The organism is Pseudonocardia sp. Ae150A_Ps1, assembly GCF_001932315.1.
Classification (GTDB): Bacteria; Actinomycetota; Actinomycetes; order Mycobacteriales; family Pseudonocardiaceae; genus Pseudonocardia.
Window position 1 is genome coordinate 1734246 of sequence record NZ_MCIJ01000001.1, and the last position, 16021, is coordinate 1750266.

Consider the following 16021-nt stretch of genomic DNA (forward strand, 5'->3'; position numbering starts at 1 on the left):
CGCTGCACTGATTCTTGGCGGAAACACACAGCGGGCGCCCCTGCTACCCGACAACTCTCGTGAGGACTGGTAGCAGTGAACAAGCGTAGTAGCACCGCAACACGCATGAACGGCCCGGCACGCACCCACGTCGGGCGTGCGTCTCGACCCCCGGGTCGGGAGTTCCAGGCGCTGGCCTGGACCGCACGGCACCCGGGGTTCGTCGCCGTTCCCCTGATCGTCCTGGGCCTGGCGCTGATGCTGGGGCCGATCCTGTCGGCGCTCCTGCTCGGCGCCTTGGCGGGCTTCGTAGCGGTCTGGGGCCGTGCCCACCCGGATACCTTCGACCGGTTCGCCGCACCCGCTCTGCGGGCCACCTGGCGGCGGTGGACGGTCTACCGGGGACGTCGGTGGGCGCAGCTGATGTCCGACACCGGGCTGACAAAGGAGCACCGGCACACCGGCGATCTACTCGTGCCCCGGGTGCTGCGGGTGCGGTCGTCGTCGCGATCGATCGACACCGTCTACGTCCGCATGGTCCGCGGCCAGGACGTCGCGTTTTGGCAGGAACGCTCCTCCGTGCTGTGGGAGGCCCTGATCGCGCACCGGGTCGCCATCACCCGACACCGACCCGGCGTCGTGGCGATCGTCATCGAGTGGGAGTTGCCCTTCACCCGCACCATCCCCGCCCCGGACATCCCCGAGACCACCGAGGATGTGGACCTGGGTGCGGTGGAGCTCGGGGACAACGAGCGCGGCGAACCCTTCACCGCACCCGTGATCGGCGGACACCGCCTCGTGGCCGGCGCCTCCGGAGCAGGCAAGGGCTCCGTGCTCTGGTCCACGCTGCGCGGGGTCGGCCCGTGCATCCGCGACGGCATCGTCCGGGTCTGGATGGTCGACCTCAAGGGCGGTGTGGAGACCGAGCAGGGCGCCCCGCTGTTCCACCGCTACGCCACCACCATGCCCGCCGCCCTCGAACTCCTGACGGAGTTCCGGGATGCGATGCGCGACCGGCAGGACGACATGCGCGACCAGAACATCCGCGCCGCCACCCCCTCGACCGGCACCCCGGTGGAGCTGCTGGTCATCGACGAAATGGCCATGCTCACCGCCTACGGCGACCGCACCTCGGTCCGGGACGCCCTGCGGCTACTGGCGGAGGTCATGACCCAGGGGCGGGCGTCGCTGTTCGCCGTCCACGGCTACCTGCAGGAGCCCTCCAAGGACGTCGTGGACGTGCGGGAGCTGTTCACCCAGCGGATCTGCCTCGGCGTCACCGCGGCGAGCCATGTCGACATGGTCCTCGGCGAAGGGGCTCGGGAGCGCGGGGCGCTGGCCGATGAGATCCCTGGCGACGCCCGCCACGCCGGGATCGGCTTCGTCATCGACAAGGGCTCCCGCCTGCCGGTCCGCTTCCGGGCCGCGTTCGTCTCCGACGACGACATCACCGAGCTGGTGACCCGCTGCACGCCCCCGCCGGACGCGGACGTGATCGACCTCGACACCGAGCGGGGGGCCGCCTGATGGGCACCACCACCGCATGGGTCCTGTGCACCTGGCTCAAGTTCACCCTGCTCTTCGCGCTGATCGTCGGTGGGACCTGGCTCTACCTCGGATCAGCGTCGGGCTGGTTCTGGGTCGTCACGGGCGGTGCGGTCGTGGCGGAGTGGTACGTCGTCCGGCAGCTCGCCCGGGAGTGGTCGTGGGAGGCCCGCGCCACCTGGTGGTGGTCGGCATGACCGGCCAGGCGAGCACGGTGCAGGGTGCGTTGTTTGGGGACCCGGTCACCGTCGAGACCACCGACCACGGGCCCGCCGCGACGCAGGACCCGCGGGAGGTCGCCCGTGTGGTCGGTCTGGCCCAGGACCCGGGGCTGTTCGTCATCGAGCGCACCGGCCTCGTGCTGCGTGCGGACCCGGCCCGACCCGGCTGCGCCGACGCCGTCACCCGCCACGACGGGGACACCGTCGGTCAGCTTCTCGACATCGGGCACCTGCGGCTCGGCGGCACCCACCACGTCCACCACAACGGCACTGAGGGCCCGGCACGGTCGGTGCTCGTGCCGAAGGCGACCCGGGACATGGTGTCACGCTGGGACCACCTCCGGCCCATCCCGGAACCGACCCGGGCACCCGAACCGCAGAAGGAACCGCAGCGCTCCACCGGGGTGATCAACGTCGACGTCGTCGAGCCCGGTAAGGCGCTGGTCTGTCTCGGCACGACCGGGCAGGGCGGGACCGTGCTGCGCGACGGCGGCCGCTACCGGGTCGAGAACGACCACGGCGCACTCGTCGGCCACGCCTCGTCCTATCGAGCCGCTGCCCGGCTCCTGGCCCGCTACCACGGCTTCACGCCGGGGCCGGTCGAGATCGAGCACGAGCACCGCCTCTACCGCCGCTGACCCCGGCAATCCGGCCCGGCCCCGCCGCGCGAGACCAGCTCCCGGCGGGGCCGGCGCCACCCCTAACCCACCGCCACGAACCATCCCCGGGAGGGATGCCGTGATGACGGCTGCCACAACCACACCCGACCAGCACGACCACGACCTGTCCCACCTGCTGCGCTCCGACGGCTTCCAGACCTGGCGACGCGAGGTCACCGCCATCGGCGGCTGCGCCGCCCCGATCCACTTGACCGGCTCATCACGCATCTACGACCGCGCCACCGGCACCGTCCTCGCCGAACGCGACGGCGAGATCCTCGCCCCCTGCGGCAACCGCCGAGCGTCGGTGTGCCCGGCCTGCTCGGACCGCTACGCCTCCGACGCCTACCACCTCCTGCGCTCCGGAATGGCCGGCGGAAAGGGCGTCCCCGACACCGCCGCCGCACACCCGCGACTGTTCGTCACGCTGACCGCGCCCTCGTTCGGGCCGGTCCACACCCGCCGGATCACAGCCCGCGGCCTCGTCGTCCCCTGCCGCTGCGGGGACAAGCACCACCACGACGACCCACGAGTGGGTACCGCCCTCGATCCCGACACCCACGACTACATCGGCGCGGTCCTCTGGCAGGCCCACTCCGGCGTCCTCTGGAACCGGTTCGCCATCCGACTCCGACGCCTGCTCGCACAGAGGCTCGGCGTCCGGGTGCGCGACTTCCGCGACCACGCCCGCCTCTCGTACGCCAAGGTGGCGGAGTACCAGCGCCGCGGGCTGGTCCACTTCCACGCCGTCGTCCGCCTCGACGGCCCCGACGGGCCCTGGACCGCGCCACCGGCCGGGATCACCGCCGACGCGCTCCACGCCGCCATCCGGGACGCCGCCCATGACGTGTCCCTGACTGTGAACCGACCCGACGGGGCCCCGCTGCTGCTCGCGTGGGGCACGCAGGTCGACATCCGCCCCATCACCTCCACCACCGCGGCGGCGCTGGAGAACGACGACGGCGAGATCACCGACTCAGCCCTGGCCGCCTACGTCGCCAAGTACGCCACCAAGGGCACCGGCAAATCCGAAGCCACCGACCGACCGATCCGCGACATCGCCCACCTCGACCACCTCGACATCACCCCACACCACCGACGCCTGATCGAGACCGCCTGGGAGCTCGGCGGGCGCGAAGAGTACGAGGGGCTAAACCTGCGGCGCTGGGCGCACATGCTCGGGTTCCGCGGCCACTTCCTCACCAAATCCCGCGCCTACTCCACGACCTTCGGCGCGATCCGCGGCGACCGACGCACCTACCGCCTCGGCGAGACCCTCGCCGCCCTCGACACCCCCGCCGAGCCCGGGGCGGTGCTGGTGGTCAACGACTGGGCCGTCGTCCACATCGGGCACCGCAATGACGCCGAACGAGAGATCGCACTCGGCATCGCCGAACGACGACGTGAACAGCGACGGTCCCCGGACCGGGGAGGCCCGGCATGAACAAGCTGTGGAGCATCCAGGATCTCGCCGACTACCTCGGGGTGCCGGTCCAGACCGTCTACCAGTGGCGGAAGAAGGACTACGGCCCGCGCGGGGTCAAGGTCGGCAAGCACGTCCGGTTCCGCCCCGCCGAGGTAGAGCGCTGGCTGGACTCCCTCGACCGGCGGGCTGCCTGATGCCCGTCGACGACCTCTGGTACCTACGGGGGAAGGACCCGGCGACAGGCCAGCGACGCCCCTCGAAGCGCCACGGCCGCGGGAAGCGCTGGCGGGTCCGCTGGATCGACCCACAGACCGGCGAACCCCGTACCGAACTGTTCGAGCGCAAGGTCGACGCCGACCGGCACGACGTCAACATGCACGCCGACATCTCCCGCGGGCAGTACATCGACCCTCGGGCCGGTCGGGTCACCGTCGCCGAGTACGCCGAGACCTGGCAGACGACGCAGCTCCACCGCGACTCGACCGCCGATCTGGTGGAACGCGCGCTCCGGCTCCACATCGTCCCGGTGCTCGGCCACCACGCGATGGCGGACGTGCGCCCGAGCCACCTACGAGCCTGGGTGAAGGAGACCTCGACGGTCCTCGCGCCGTCGACGGTGCACCTGGTGTTCAGCTACCTGCGATCGCTGTTCGGGGCCGCGGTGTCCGACCGGGTCATCGCCACGTCACCGTGCTCCGGGGTCCGGCTGCCGGAGATCGACAAGCGCGACTACTTCATCCCCGGCCCGGAGAAGATCCACGCCCTGGCCTCGCTGATCGCGGAGCGCTACCGAGCGGTCCCCTACGTCGCAGCCGGGTGCGGCCTACGGGGCGGCGAGATCTTCGGCCTGGAGCTGGACGACATCGACCTCGACGCCGGAGAGATCCGCGTCGTCCGCCAGATGAAGCGGATGGTCGGTGCTCCCGCCTACCTGGGCGAGCTGAAGTCACGGTCGAGCCGCCGCACGGTCGAGCTGCCGGACATCGTCGCCGACGCGCTACGCGACCACATCGCCACCTACCCGCCTGCCACCGTCGAGATCGAGGACCGGACCGACCCGCGCAACGTCATCGTGCGGCCCGCTCGGCTGCTCTTCGTCACGGGCAACGGGCTCCCGCTGCACCGCTCGAACTGGTCGACGGTCTGGCGCTCGGCCGTGCGCCGGGCACGCCTCCCCCAGGGGTTCGGGCTCCACGGGCTCCGCCACTACTTCGCGACCCTGCTGATCCACAACGGGGCATCGGTCAAGACGGTGCAGCTCGCCCTAGGACACAGCTCGCCGATGATCACGCTCAACACCTACGCGCACGAATGGCCGGACGCCCTGGACAGGACCCGGACGCTCGTCGACACCGCGCTCGCCCCGGCTGCGCCGCGCCCTACCGCCGAGCGGATCGACTGATCGAACCGAACGCAGTCGTACCCACCGCAAGAAGCACCACGAGCAGCCAGCTCAACCATTGATCGCTGGCCCAGACGAACGCGTTCATGAGCGACAGGCCGAGCGCTGCTCCCAGAGCGACTCCACCGACAGTCGGCGCCCACCGCGATGCAGCCGTCTCGGGTTTCGCCATATCTCTTCCCAGTCCCGTCGCACGGTGGCCGTCCCGCGTCGCAACAAGCGGCGCATCCGAAGGTGACGTCGGAACGTGAAGTCTAACCGCGTGCAGCGGTGGCTGACACCGTCGCTCGGTCCGACGATCTTGTACCGGATTTGTACCCGCAGGGCGCTCCCCTAGAGGAACCGCAGGTCAGCGGTCCGGATCCAGGTAGAGACTGCGCTTGGAGATGTACTGGACGACCCCGTCCGGCACGAGGTACCAGACCGGCCGCCCCGCGGCGACGCGCGTCCGGCAGTCACTGGACGAGATCGCCATCGCCGGCACCTCGACCGTCGTGACGGAACCCTCGGGCAGGTGCCCGTCGGCGAGTTCGTACCCGGGCCGGGTCACACCGACGAAGTGGGCGTAGCGGAACAGCTCGTCGACCTTGCGCCAGGACAGGATCTGCTGGAGCGCGTCGGCGCCGGTGATGAAGAACAGCTGCGCCTCGGGCATCGCCCCGTGCAGGTCGGCGAGGGTGTCCGCGGTGTAGGTCGGTCCCGTCCGGTCGATGTCGACCCGGCTGACGGAGAACCGCGGGTTCGACGCCGTCGCGACGACCGTCATCAGGTAGCGGTCCTCGGCGGGCGAGACGTCGCGCCCGGTCTTCTGCCAGGGCTCGCCGGTCGGCACGAAGATCACTTCGTCGAGGGCGAACCGGTCGGCCACCTCGCTGGCCGCGACCAGGTGGCCGTGGTGGACGGGATCGAACGTCCCGCCCATCACGCCGATCTTGCGCTGCATCGCCGCAGACTATGCGTCTCCCCCGCCCCGCGGCATCCCCGGTGACCCGGGGTAGAGGTGCCGGAACTGGACGCTGATGCGCGGACCGGACGCGGCGACCTTCGGCACGCTGTGCTGCCAGGTCCGCTGGCAGCTGCCGCCCATCACCAGCAGGTCACCCGAGGCGAGCGGGAACGACACCGACGCGCCGCCGCCGGTCGCCGCAGCCGGAGCGGCCGGGTCGCCCCGAGCGACACCAGCGCGACGACGGCCTCGGGCCGCTCCCGCGCGACCCGGTCCCCGTGCCAGGCGACACCGTCGGCCCCGTCGCGGTAGAGGTTGACGCCGATCTGGGTGAAGTCCTCGCCGTACCGTTCCCCCAGCTCCGCACCCATGCCGAGAAGGCGGTCCGGCACGCGGGGATCCGGCAGCAGCCAGCGGTGGGTCAGCCGCGGCTCCTCGACCATCCGGTCGTACATCCGGCGGCGGTGCCCGGTGAACGGGACGATGCGACGCAACCGGTCGAACAGCGGGTCGGGGTCGGGGACCCAGCCGGGTACGACGTCGACCCAGGCACCGTGCGCCAGCTCGTGCCGGAACGCCACGGAGAGCCCGCCGCCGGTGGCGGCGAACAGCGATCCCTGCCAGCAGGCGTCCACCCGGCAGACGGTACCCCAGTTCGAACAGAAGTTCGACCCCGCCGGCGGAACTGTCGGCCCCCGCGGCTAGCGTCCGGCCCCGGAACGCACCCCGTGACCAGGAGGCCGAGATGACGAGCACGTTCACCGAACTCGCGATCGACTGCGCCGATCCCGGCCAGCTCGCCCGCTTCTGGTGCGCGGTCCTCGGCTACGACGTGCGGGACCAGGACGACGGGATCGTCACGATCGGGCCCCCACCACCGTCGGGAGGCGGTACGCACACCGGCCCGGTGCCCCCGGTGCTGACGTTCGCCCACGTCGCCGAGGCGAAGGCCGTCAAGAACCGGCTCCACATCGATCTCGACCCCGGCCCCGACCGGCAGGACGACGAGGTCGGCCGCCTGCTCGGCCTGGGCGCCCACCGCGCCGACGTCGGCCAGGGCGACCAGAGCTGGGTCGTCCTCACCGATCCCGAGGGGAACGAGTTCTGCGTGCTGTCGGGCCGGCATCCGTGAACCGGGACTCAGCCCTCGAGGATGCGCCAGGCGTGCGGGGCGAGCAGCAGCGGATCGTCGGGGGCCCCGCCCTCGGAGTCGGTGACCGTGGCGCCGCGGAGGCCGTCGGGGAACCGCTGCGGTCCGTCGTCGACGGACAGGAGCGTCACCAGGCTCTGCTCGGGGCCGGTGCTGCGCAGGGCGATCGCGGTGTCGGTCAGGTGCTCGACGGTCGTGTGCGCCCGTGTGAGCCACGGGTGCCGGCGGCGCAGCGCGATCAGCCGCTGGTGCAGCTCGAACACCGGGGCCCCGAAGGGGGCGAGGCCCGACGGGTCGTCGGGGAACACCGGGCGGACGGCGTCGTCGCCGAACTCGCGCTCCTCCTTGACCCCGGTGAAGGCCTGCTCGTCGCCGGCGTAGACGCTCGGCACCCCGCCGAGCGTCATCAGCACCGCGATCGCGTGCCCGAGGTGGTCGGCCCGGTCCAGCGTGCTGGCCAGGCGGGTGACGTCGTGGTTCCCGACGAAGGTCAGCGGGGCGAACGTGTCCAGCATCGCCGAGTGCCTGCCCACGGCGTGCGCGAGCTCGTGGAGGTTGCGGTCGTTGAGCGCGCTCCACACGGCTTTCCAGAGCTCGTACTGGGTGACGGTGTCCATCCCGGACCCGGCGACGACGGCCGCGTAGTCGCCGTGGATGACCTCCCCGGCGATCCACGCCTCGGGGTGCGCCTCCCTGACCTGCGGCAGCACCCGGCGCCAGAACGCGTCCGGCACCTGGTAGGCCGCGTCGAGCCGCCAGCCGTCGGCGCCACGGTCGAGCCAGTGCGTCATGACGGCGACGACGTGGTCCGCGACGGCGGGCTCGTCGTGGTCGAACGCGACCAGCCGGTCGTGCCCCTCGAAGGTCACCGGGTGCTCGCCGTCCCAGCGGAACCAGCGGCGGGCGTCGGGGTCGCCCTGTCCGGCCCGCCGGAACGCGTCGAAGTCCCGTCCGACGTGGTTGAACACTCCGTCGAGCAGCAGCCGGATCCCGCGCGCCCGGCACGCCTCGACGAGCCGGTCGAAGTCCTGCTCGTCGCCCAGGCGGGAGTCGATCCGGAAGTGGTCGGTGGTGTCGTAGCCGTGGGTGCGCGAGGCGAACACCGGGCCGAGCGCGAGCCCGTTGCAGCCGAGTTCGAGCAGGTAGTCCAGCCAGGGCAGGATCCGGTCCAGCCGGTGCACGGCCGGGGCGTCCGCCGGGAGCGCGTCCCGCTCGGCCCCGGTGAAGCCGAGCGGCTGCAGCTGCCACCAGATCGCGTGGTCGGCCCACGTAGCGGTACGAGTCATCGCGGACATGCTGCCTCCTCGGCGGCGGCGCCGCAGACGGCCGGTGCCCGCGCGGGCACGGGCCCCTGCGACGATCTCGATCATGAGTTCGCGTGCCGAGGGTGCCGTGCTGTCCTACCTCGGTCTGCGGCGCGCGGTCGGGATCATCGGCATCCTGCTGCCCTTCGTCCTGGTCGCCGGCGACCTGCTGCTCGGCGGGGACGGGCTGCGCGACTCGATCAGCCGCTACTACTCACCGATGCGCGACGTCTTCGTCGGCAGCCTCTGCGCGGTCGGGGTCTTCCTGTTCTGCTACCGCTACGAGCGGCCGGACAACCGGCTGGCCAATCTCACCGGGTCGGCGGCGATCGCCGTCGCGCTGCTGCCGACGAGCCCGGAGGACGGGGCGACGCCGGTCGGGACCGCCGTCGGGTGGCTGCACCTCGTCGCGGCAGGGGTGTTCTTCGCGGGACTGGCCTGGTTCTGCCTCGCGCTGTTCACCCGCGGCGAGGTCCGCAACCGGCGGCGGGCGGCACGCAACGTCGTCTACCGGACCTGCGGGTGGACGATCGTCGCGTGCCTGGCGCTGGCACTCCTGGACGCCGTGCTGGTGCCGGACGCGGTCGCGGAGCGCTTCCACACGCTGTTCTGGCTGGAGGCGCTCGCGATCCTGGCGTTCGGCGTCGCGTGGTTCGTGAAGGGCGACACGGTGCTGCGGGACCCGCCGTCGACGGACCCGGCGCCCGCGGTCTGACCGGCCCCGCACACACGGCGGGGCCGGTCCGGGACCCCCTCGCGCCCGGACCGGCCCGTCGTGACGACCGACGATCAGTTGATCGAGAAGTCCGGCGCCGCCGGGGCCTCCGGAGCCGGGATCATGTCCAGGATCGGGTCGAGCGGGGTCGCGGGGAGCTCGGGGAGCGGGCCCTTCGGCTTCTCCTTCTCCTCCTTGTGCTCCCACTTCTTGTGGTCGTGCTTGTGGTGCTTCTTGTGCTTGTGGTGATCGTCGCCCTTGTCCTTCGAGTGCTCCTTCTTCGGAGCCTCGTCGTAGCCGGTGGAACCGGCGAAGGCCATGCCCGGGGCCGCGACGGCCAGGGGCAGCAGGGTCGCGCCGACGAGCGCGCCGCGAACGGACTTCCGCATCTCACAACCTCCTCGTTGTTCGACAGACCGTCGCTTGCGGTCTTGTCGGGGTAACGAGGAACACATCGGCCCGCAACGACCATTCACCCGATCGCGCTGACCAGCGGCTCTCACCAGCAGTGACCGGTCCGCTACGCCACGCAGGGGACCGGGTGGAACGGCGGAGCGACGTCAGGCTCCGGCGCGTGTGGCGGCGTCGCCCAGGATCGGGAGGTAGGAGTCGAGCACCCACGGGATCGAGAGCACCGACGGCGCCGAGCTGGCCACGACCCGGTCCGCTCCGACGACCGGGGCGAAGGCACCACGCGCCATCGCGGGAAGCAGCTCGACGCCCGGCGTCGCACGGAACGCCTGCACCTCCTCGGGCGACCCGAAGAACCCGATCAGCAGGTCCGCGTCGACGCCGGACAGCAGCTCGGTGCTGATCGTGTAGTAGACCTCGTCGCCGCCGGGGGAGTTCTGCTCGACGTACGGGGCGAGCTCCAGGCCCATGTCCGTCACCAGCTGGACCCGGACGTCGCCGGCCCGGAACACGCCGAGCGCGCCGCCGTCCATCCCGCCGGTGTACAGGAACGTCTTCCCGGCGAGCTGCGGGAACCATCCCGTCGCGCCGGTGAGCTGCGCCGTCGTGTCGTCGATCAGCTGCTGCGCCCGCGCCGGGTCACCGAACACCTGGCCGGCGATCCGGGTCTGGTCCTGCCAGCCGGTGGAGTACGCGGCGTCCGGGTAGGCGATCGTCGGCGCGATCGCGGAGAGCTGCTGGTACTCCTGCGGGGTCAGCCCGGAGTAGGTCGCCAGCACCAGGTCGGGCTGGACGGCCGCGATCTCCTCGAACGGGACGACCGCGAGATCATCGGACCCGATGACCTGCGGGAACTCGGCTCCGCTCGTCCCGATCGCCTCGCGCACCCAGGGCAGGACGCCCTCCGCGTCGCCGCCGTAGACCGTCCGCGGGATCGCGACCGGCACGACCCCCATCGCCAGCGCGACGTCGGCGTTGGCCGCGCTGAGCGTGACGACCCGCCGCGGCCGGTCCGGGACCACCGTCTCGCCGAGCGCGTGCCGGACCGTCACTGGGAAGCCCTCGGCCGCCGGCGCGGCTCCCCCACCGGACGTCTGCTCGCCCCCGCCGCAGCCGGCGAGCAGGAACAGGCCGGCGGCGCCGGCGAGCACCCCACGGCGACTCACGGCACGGGCGGACGGCGGAACGACGACGGGCACGGGGAGCTCCCTCCACGGAACGACAGGGAAGGCGACCCTAACCTTCCTCCGGGCGCGGTACGTCCGATTCGTCTACGGTCGTGGCCGTGGACACAGCCGCGGATGCCCGGAAGGACTGGCCCGTCCTGACCCCGGCGGGGCGCACGGCGCGACGGCTGCAGCGGCTCGTCCTGGTCGCGCTGACGATCGTCGGCCTGATCGGGATCGTGGTCGCGCCCCCCGGGCCTCGGCCCCGGACGGACGGCGCTCGCCGGCGCCGGCCTGCTGGTGCTCGTGGTGGCCGTCGCCGTCGTCTGGCCGCTGGCGGGCTCCTGGCCCGGCCGGGTCGCGAACCCCTCCACCGTGTGGTCCAGCCGGTGGCGCGACCGCTGGGCCGCCCGGCGCGACCTGGTCGCCGGCCGCCCGCTCGACGACGACACGCGCCGCCACGTCGCCGCCTCGGTCGCGACCTGGTCGGCGAACGTCCTCCAGCTCCCGGTGCTCTGCGGGATCATCGGCTACCAGCTGGTGCTGCAGGCGACCCGGCCGGACTCCGGGCGTTTCCTGGACGGCGTGGTGGTCGTGACGGTGCTCGTGGTCGGCGTGACGGTCGTCACGCTGCTCAGGGGGCTGTCGCTGCGGCGCGCCGCCCGCGCCGCCGGGGCGCTGCCCGAGGTCCGTTCCGGGCCCTGAGGGCCCGTTCGCCCGGTCCACTGCCGCCGCTCGGCGGCCCCGGAGCCGCACCCGGCGCGCCACGGCGCGCACCACGTCCGAGCCGTCCTGACCCGCGGGTAGCGTCGCCGGTATGCGTGCTCCGGACACCGGCGACCGGGCTCCCCACCCGTCCGGTCCCCGCTCCCCCGATCTCCCGGTCCACCCCGGTGCCGGGCCCGGGCCGTGGTCCCCGCCCGGCGCGACCGGGACTTCGGTGCCCGGTACACCCGGCCCCGGCGCTCCCGGGACGCCTGCGCCCGGCACCTCCGGCCCCGGCGCGGACCGCGCCCCGCACACGACCCCGGCCGGCCCCTGGCCGACCGTGCGCCCGCCGTCGACCCGCGCCGTCGTCGTGACCCGGGTGGCGGCCGTCGTCGCGCTCGTGTGGTTCGGCGCGGTCTACACCGTCGCCACCGACGTCCTGTCCCGTGCGCCGTACCTGCTCACGGGGGTCGTCGTCGGCGCGGTCCTGTGCGTGCTCGGCAGCACCTTGCTCTGGGTGTACGCGGCGCGCACGCCCGCGCGGGTCGCGCCCCGCCGCGGCCCGGAGATGGGGCTCGCCCGCGACCGGGCGGCGGCGCGCACGCTGCTGCGCTCCGGCGGCGACCCGGACGGCGAGCAGCGCCGCCTGATCGCCGTCGAGGTGCTGGCCGATGCGAAGCTCCCACTGGTCACCGGGGCGACGGCCGGGTTCCTCGGGCCGCTCGTCGTCGCCGTCGCGAACGCGAGCGGGCCGCTGCCGTGGCTGGGCCCGGTGACGGCCGGCCTGACCATCCTGTTGCTGCTCGTCCTGGGCCTGCGGACCTGGTCGGCGTACACGCTGCACCGCGCCGCGGACGGCAAGCACACCGTGCCGCGGTTCGAGGGGACCGGCGCGCCCTGGCGGCCCTGGCCCTGATCAGCCGAGCGCGCCGGCGACGAAGGCCAGCTCGGCCTCCATCCCGTCCTGGTCCCCGGTGTGCCGGGCCGTCGCGTGCCGGTGCCCGATCGCGGCGGCCAGCAGCCGGGCGGCCCCGCGGACACGCTCCGGGTCCGCGGCGGCCGGGACGAGCACCTCGTGCACGGCGTCCTCCAGCTCGGTGGTGCGCCGCTGCAGCGCCTCGCGCACCGCGGGGTGGGTGTCGGCCTCGCGCCAGAGCAGGTGCGACAGCAGCGCCGACGACTCCAGCACCCGGTCCAGCTCCGTGACCAGCGCACGCAACCCGGCCGCCAGATCCCCCGGGACGAGCACGTCCCGGCCGCGTACGGGATGCGGTAGCCGGTCGACCAGGGCCTCGAGCAGGTCTGGTTTGCGGCGGAAGTAGTAGTGCACGAGGCCCTTCGGGACCCCGGCCCGCTCGGCGACCCGGGAGGTGGGCGTCGCGTCGAAGCCGTGCGCGGCGAACAGGTCCTCTGCGGCGTCGAGGATCCGCTCCCGGGCGGGGGCGTCCTCCGGGGTCGTCGGTGTGGGCGGCACGCCCCGATCCTGCCCGGTACGCGACGGGGGCCGCGACCCGTCGGGTCGCGGCCCCCGTCCCGGAACGACGTCCGGTGCGTCGTGGCCGGTCAGTGGGCCACGATCCCGCGGGGCTCCGCCGTCGCCGCGGGGAGCGCCGACGCGGCCACCGCGACCGTCAGCACCCCGGCGACCCACGACGTCCAGGACGCCCCGGTCAGGGCGCTGTAGCCCATGGCCCACGGCGCCACGAACAGCAGGACGCCGAGCACGCCGTGCACCCATTCGCTCGTCACCGAGCCGGGCACGGCGAGCGACCAGAGCGACGTGGCGGCGAGCACCACGCCCAGCACGACCAGCGTCCATGCGGCGGCGACGTTCGTCGCCGTCACGAGGGGCGAGAGAGCCGTGAGCACACCGATCACCAGCGCTGCCCAGTCCTGCCAGCGCTGCCACGACCGCCGAGTGGTCCCTGCCATCGCGATACACCTTCTTCTCTGCGAGTCCCTGTGGGGATACCTCCGGTTTACGCTTGATTGGCCGGCCGGTCAAGACCATCTGCACGTGGGCCGCCCGTGCCCGGACCGTCCCCGCCGAGATGCAGCTCGGCGCGCTCCGGGGACCTCCGGAGGAACGCTGGACTGCATCTCGACGAGGGCGCGGGGCGGCGCCGGGGCGGCGGTGCGGGTCAGGCGCTCCCGCCTGGGGCGACCGGGCCGATGTAGGTGCCGGGACGCGTGGCACCGTCCTGCCGGGACACCCCGCCGCCCGGCCACGGCAGCGTCTTCGACGCTCGCTCGTCCGGCGGGGTGACGACGAGCTGTGCCGGCTTCCAGTCACCCGGCAGCCAGGTGATCACGGTGTGCGCGGCGCCGCCCGGAGCCAGTCGGACCGTGGACGCCTGCTTCTCCGCACGTGGCAGCGAGTAGCTGGGTCCGTGCTTCGGGTCGTCCGGCCCGCGCAGGTCGACGCCGCCGAACCCGGTCATCGTGCACGGTTCGCCCGAGGTGTTGGTCCAGACGATCGTGGTGTGCCGCTGTCCGGCCTCGCCGGTCGTGCGGCCGACGCTCGCACCGAGGTCGGCCCCGGTGCAGCGGCCCGCGGCACCGTTCCCCCCGCCGTTCCCTCCGCCACCGTCCCCGCCGCCGTCGTTCCCGCCGTCCTCGTCGCCGGTCGCCGGTGAGGTGGGGGGCGCCGACTCCGTGGCCGGTGACGTCGGGGCGGGGGTCGGCGTGGCCGGGGCCTCGGACACCGGGCCGGCGGCCGTCGGCCACGACTCCCCGCCGCAGCCGGCGAGCAGGAGACCGGCCGCGAGGAGACCGGCCGCGAGCGGAGCGCGCATGATCCTCATGTGGACACCCTCTCGCCGGGAAACGTTGCACCGCAGCACCGGCCGACATGGATCACACGACCGGGCATGCTCCGCTCAGACCGGCAGGAGCCCTTCCACGACGTCGGCGAGCTGCGCCGCCGTCCGGCACTCGTGCATCGGCAGCACCTCGCCGTAGCGGCGGGCGTCGGAGTCGCCGGTACCCCACATGCGCTGCGGTTCCGGGTTGAGCCAGTGCGCGTGCCGCGCCTGGTCGGCCAGGAGCCCGAGTGCCCGCAGGTTCGGGTCCCGGTAGTTGGTGCGGCCGTCGCCGAGCACCAGCAGCGACGTCTTCGAGGTGACGGCGTCGGCGTACTGCTCGAGGAAGTCGCCGAACGCGCTGCCGTAGTCGGAGTGCCCGTCGAACGCCGTCAGCCGGGCCTCGCGCAGCACCCGCTGCATCACCCCGGACAGCTCCGCGCCCGGGGTGAACAGGTGCGTCACCTCGTCGGTGCGCTCGACGAAGGCGAACACCCGCACCTTGGAGAACTGCTCGCGCAGCGCCTGGACCAGCAGCAACGTGAAGTGGCTGAAGCCGGCGACCGACCCGGAGACGTCGCAGAGGATCACGAGCTCGGGGCGCCCCGGGCGCCGGGTCCGGTAGGCCGGCTCCATCGGCACACCGCCGGTGGACAGCGAGCGACGCAGCGTCCGGCGCAGGTCCAGCCGCCCGCGGTGCGCGCGGCGGCGCTTCGCCGACAGCCGTGAGGCCAGCCGCCGCGCGAGGGGCTGCACGGTCCGGCGCAGCTCCGCGAGCTGGACGGCGTTCGCGGTCAGGAAGTCCACGCGGTCCGGCTGCGACGGCGTCGTGGATCGGGAGACCTGCTCGCGGCCCCGCTGCTCGGCGGTGCGGCGGCGGACCTCGTCGCGGACCATGTCCCGGAACCGGGCGATCCGGTCGCGGATCTCGCGGCGGCGGACCTCGGAGACGAAGTCGGTGTCGCCCTCCTGCGCCAGCCCGTCGAGGATCCGGGCCAGCAGCGTGTCCGGGGACAGCGCGTTCAGCGCCTGGTAGGCGGACCAGTTGGGTTGCGCGGCCTGCCCGCGCACGCCCTGCCCGGCGGCGCCGGCGTTGCCGATCGCGTCGACCGCGGCCCGCGCCAGCTCGCGCAGGGTCTCGGTGTCGTCGTCGCGCAGGAGGTCGGCGAGGACGTCGCGGAGCGCGTCGACGTCGACCGGGCCCTCGCCGGTGCCGTGCTCGCCGTCGTCGACCCGGGGGACGTCCACCTCGGACGCACCGGCACCCAGCGCCGACGGGAACCAGAGGTCGAACAGGGCGTCGAAGGTGGCCCGCTGCCCGGAGCGGCGCAGCAGCGCCGCGGCCAGACCCTCCCGCAGCTCGTCGCGCCGCAGCAGGTCCAGCACCCCGACGACGCGGGCGGCGTCGACCGTCTCCCCCGGCCCGACGGCGACGTGGTGACGCCGCAGCGCGGCCACGAAGTCGACCAGGTGTCCCGGCAGACCGTGCTCCGGGACGGCGGACGCGGGCAGGGTGCTCACCGGCCCATCATGCGTGACGCACCCGGTTTGTGCGACGTCCCGGCCGTGCCGCCGAGCTGCGGCCGGG

General features: G+C 73.3%; 19 protein-coding genes. 10 read left to right on the plus strand and 9 right to left on the minus strand.

The window, feature by feature from the left end; translation table 11 throughout:
* The first annotated feature begins 105 nt into the window (after window positions 1-105).
* From Ae150APs1_RS07810 to Ae150APs1_RS07835, 6 genes are all read left to right on the plus strand, one after another.
* Complete coding sequence (locus tag Ae150APs1_RS07810; RefSeq protein WP_249266258.1) at window positions 106-1506, plus strand: FtsK/SpoIIIE domain-containing protein; 1401 nt, start codon at window positions 106-108, stop codon at window positions 1504-1506.
* Window positions 1506-1721, plus strand: coding sequence for a hypothetical protein (locus tag Ae150APs1_RS07815; protein WP_075296674.1), 216 nt, complete (start codon window positions 1506-1508; stop codon window positions 1719-1721). Before Ae150APs1_RS07810 ends, Ae150APs1_RS07815 begins: the two co-directional genes overlap by 1 nt.
* Window positions 1685-2383 (plus strand): hypothetical protein, encoded by a 699-nt coding sequence (locus Ae150APs1_RS07820; protein ID WP_249266259.1) that lies wholly within the window; start codon window positions 1685-1687, stop codon window positions 2381-2383. Before Ae150APs1_RS07815 ends, Ae150APs1_RS07820 begins: the two co-directional genes overlap by 37 nt.
* Before the next feature lie 103 nt (window positions 2384-2486).
* The gene (locus Ae150APs1_RS07825; protein ID WP_075296678.1) at window positions 2487-3848 is read left to right on the plus strand and encodes a replication initiator; all 1362 of its coding nucleotides are present in this window, start codon (window positions 2487-2489) and stop codon (window positions 3846-3848) included.
* Complete coding sequence (locus Ae150APs1_RS07830; protein WP_075296680.1) at window positions 3845-4024, plus strand: helix-turn-helix domain-containing protein; 180 nt, start codon at window positions 3845-3847, stop codon at window positions 4022-4024. Before Ae150APs1_RS07825 ends, Ae150APs1_RS07830 begins: the two co-directional genes overlap by 4 nt.
* On the plus strand, window positions 4024-5232 hold the full coding sequence (locus Ae150APs1_RS07835; RefSeq protein ID WP_075296682.1) for a site-specific integrase: 1209 nt from the start codon (window positions 4024-4026) through the stop codon (window positions 5230-5232). Before Ae150APs1_RS07830 ends, Ae150APs1_RS07835 begins: the two co-directional genes overlap by 1 nt.
* A 349-nt stretch (window positions 5233-5581) precedes the next feature.
* Here Ae150APs1_RS07835 and nadD read toward each other — a convergent pair whose 3' ends face one another.
* Complete coding sequence (nadD, locus tag Ae150APs1_RS07840) at window positions 5582-6175, minus strand: nicotinate-nucleotide adenylyltransferase (protein WP_075296684.1); 594 nt, start codon at window positions 6173-6175, stop codon at window positions 5582-5584.
* 143 nt (window positions 6176-6318) lie between these two features.
* A complete protein-coding gene (locus tag Ae150APs1_RS07845; RefSeq protein WP_170918058.1) occupies window positions 6319-6813 on the minus strand; it encodes an alpha-ketoglutarate-dependent dioxygenase AlkB in 495 nt (164 codons plus the stop codon).
* Between the two features lie 110 nt (window positions 6814-6923).
* Here Ae150APs1_RS07845 and Ae150APs1_RS07850 point away from each other — a divergent pair, with 110 nt between their 5' ends.
* Window positions 6924-7310: a VOC family protein gene (locus tag Ae150APs1_RS07850; protein WP_075296686.1), complete on the plus strand. Its 387-nt coding sequence runs from the start codon at window positions 6924-6926 to the stop codon at window positions 7308-7310.
* A gap of 8 nt (window positions 7311-7318) precedes the next feature.
* Here the strand turns inward: Ae150APs1_RS07850 and Ae150APs1_RS07855 are convergent, their stop codons facing one another.
* The gene (locus Ae150APs1_RS07855; RefSeq protein WP_249266260.1) at window positions 7319-8623 is read right to left on the minus strand and encodes an alpha-amylase family glycosyl hydrolase; all 1305 of its coding nucleotides are present in this window, start codon (window positions 8621-8623) and stop codon (window positions 7319-7321) included.
* Window positions 8624-8696: 73 nt separating this feature from the next.
* Here Ae150APs1_RS07855 and Ae150APs1_RS07860 point away from each other — a divergent pair, with 73 nt between their 5' ends.
* On the plus strand, window positions 8697-9347 hold the full coding sequence (locus tag Ae150APs1_RS07860) for a hypothetical protein (protein ID WP_075296688.1): 651 nt from the start codon (window positions 8697-8699) through the stop codon (window positions 9345-9347).
* 74 nt (window positions 9348-9421) lie between these two features.
* Here Ae150APs1_RS07860 and Ae150APs1_RS07865 read toward each other — a convergent pair whose 3' ends face one another.
* Window positions 9422-9736, minus strand: a complete 315-nt coding sequence (locus Ae150APs1_RS07865; protein WP_075296690.1) for a hypothetical protein — start codon at window positions 9734-9736, stop codon at window positions 9422-9424.
* 171 nt (window positions 9737-9907) lie between these two features.
* Window positions 9908-10957, minus strand: a complete 1050-nt coding sequence (locus Ae150APs1_RS07870) for an ABC transporter substrate-binding protein (protein ID WP_075296692.1) — start codon at window positions 10955-10957, stop codon at window positions 9908-9910.
* 276 nt (window positions 10958-11233) lie between these two features.
* Here Ae150APs1_RS07870 and Ae150APs1_RS07875 point away from each other — a divergent pair, with 276 nt between their 5' ends.
* A complete protein-coding gene (locus Ae150APs1_RS07875; protein WP_139316832.1) occupies window positions 11234-11629 on the plus strand; it encodes a hypothetical protein in 396 nt (131 codons plus the stop codon).
* A gap of 112 nt (window positions 11630-11741) precedes the next feature.
* Window positions 11742-12548 (plus strand): hypothetical protein, encoded by an 807-nt coding sequence (locus Ae150APs1_RS07880; RefSeq protein WP_139316833.1) that lies wholly within the window; start codon window positions 11742-11744, stop codon window positions 12546-12548.
* Here Ae150APs1_RS07880 and Ae150APs1_RS07885 read toward each other — a convergent pair whose 3' ends face one another.
* From Ae150APs1_RS07885 to Ae150APs1_RS07900, 4 genes are all read right to left on the minus strand, one after another.
* Window positions 12549-13106, minus strand: coding sequence for a TetR/AcrR family transcriptional regulator (locus tag Ae150APs1_RS07885; RefSeq protein WP_075296698.1), 558 nt, complete (start codon window positions 13104-13106; stop codon window positions 12549-12551).
* An 89-nt stretch (window positions 13107-13195) separates the two neighbouring features.
* Window positions 13196-13564 (minus strand): SPW repeat protein, encoded by a 369-nt coding sequence (locus Ae150APs1_RS07890; RefSeq protein ID WP_075296700.1) that lies wholly within the window; start codon window positions 13562-13564, stop codon window positions 13196-13198.
* 209 nt (window positions 13565-13773) lie between these two features.
* Window positions 13774-14436: a DUF4232 domain-containing protein gene (locus Ae150APs1_RS07895; RefSeq protein ID WP_249266261.1), complete on the minus strand. Its 663-nt coding sequence runs from the start codon at window positions 14434-14436 to the stop codon at window positions 13774-13776.
* Window positions 14437-14511: 75 nt separating this feature from the next.
* Window positions 14512-15954 (minus strand): VWA domain-containing protein, encoded by a 1443-nt coding sequence (locus Ae150APs1_RS07900; RefSeq protein ID WP_075296704.1) that lies wholly within the window; start codon window positions 15952-15954, stop codon window positions 14512-14514.
* Window positions 15955-16021 lie beyond the last annotated feature (67 nt).